Origin of the sequence: Streptomyces sp. WAC06614 (assembly GCF_003949795.1) — a bacterium.
Lineage (GTDB): Bacteria > Actinomycetota > Actinomycetes > Streptomycetales > Streptomycetaceae > Streptomyces.
On sequence record NZ_RPRY01000665.1, the window covers coordinates 1 to 1401 of the forward strand.

Consider the following 1401-nt stretch of genomic DNA (forward strand, 5'->3'; position numbering starts at 1 on the left):
GCGCTTCGCCGCGCTGCACACCCCCGCCGCCCCCCTCGCCCTCGCCAACGCCTGGGACGTCGCCAGCGCCCGCCTCGTCGAGGCGGCCGGCGCACCCGCCGTCGCCACCACCAGCGCCGGCGTCGCCTGGTCCCTCGGCTCCCGCGACGGCAACGCCCTCGCCCGCGAGCGCGCCGTCGACCTCGTCGCCCGGGTCGCCGGGGCCGTGCAGGTCCCGGTGACCGCCGACATCGAGAGCGGCTTCGGCGCGGACCCGGCCGGCGTGGCCGAGACGGTGTCGGCCGTGATCGCCGCCGGCGCGGTCGGGGTCAACCTGGAGGACGGCTCCCGCGAACCCGCCGAGCACGCCGAGCGCCTCGCGGCGGCACGGGCCGCCGCCGACGCCGCCGGCGTCCCCCTGTACATCAACGCCAGGATCGACACCTACCTGTTCGGCCTGGGCGAGCCCGGCGCGCCCCGGCTCACCGAGACCCTTTCCCGCGCCGCCGCCTACCTGGAGGCCGGGGCCAGCGGGATCTTCGTCCCCGGGGTGTACGAGCCCGAGGTCGTGGCCGAGCTCGCCCGCGGCATCGACGCCCCGCTGAACATCCTGGTCGGCCCCGGCGCCCCCGGCGTGGCCGAGCTGGGCGCCCTGGGCGTGGCCCGGGTCAGCCTCGGCTCCTGGGTCGCCGAGGCGGCGTACGCGGTGGTCCGCCGGGCCACCGAGGAACTCCTCACCAAGGGCACGTACGACGCGGTGGCGGACTCCCTGGCGTACGGCGAGATCAACGCCCTGTTCAAAACCACCTGAGCCAAACGCCGGCCTTCGCCCGGCCCGAGCCTGGCCCCGGGGCGGCCCTTGATCCCGGTCCGGCCTGACCCCGGTCGGGTCGGGCCTCAGGACCGGGGCCCGGCCGTGCCCCCACGCCCAGCCTTGCCCGCCCGGACCCGGCCTTGGGCCCGGGGCCGGGGCCCGGTCGGCCCAGTTAGGGCCGGGGCCCGGCCTTGGCCCGGGGGCGGAGCCCGGGCCCGGTTCCGGCGGGACCCAGTTCGGGCCGGGGCCCAGTTAGGGCCGGGGCCCGGCCTTGGCCCGGGGGCGGAGCCCGGGCCCGGTTCGGGCCGGGGCCCGGTTCCGGCGGGGGCCCGGTTCGGGCCGGGACCCAGTTCGAGGCGGGGCCAGTTAGTACGGAGCCCGGGCCCGGTTCGGGCCGGGCCCAGTTCGGGCCGGGGCCCGGCCTTGGCCCTGGGGCGGGGCCCGGGCCCGGTTCAGGCCGGGGCCCGGCCTTGGCCGTGGGGCTCCGGCCAGGCCTGGCCCGACCGGCGGAACGCAAGTGCATGCATCGGCCAACGAACCGTAGGATCCGGCCGTGCGCAGCCCGAGGCCCTCACAGGGTTCCCCCGACTCCCCCGACTCCCCCGATG

1 protein-coding gene is annotated in these 1401 nt (G+C 79.0%); it reads left to right on the forward strand.

Annotated elements, in window-relative coordinates; translation table 11 throughout:
- The first annotated feature begins 13 nt into the window (after positions 1 to 13).
- A complete protein-coding gene (locus tag EF918_RS35740; RefSeq protein ID WP_125652981.1) occupies positions 14 to 790 on the forward strand; it encodes an isocitrate lyase/phosphoenolpyruvate mutase family protein in 777 nt (258 codons plus the stop codon).
- Positions 791 to 1401 lie beyond the last annotated feature (611 nt).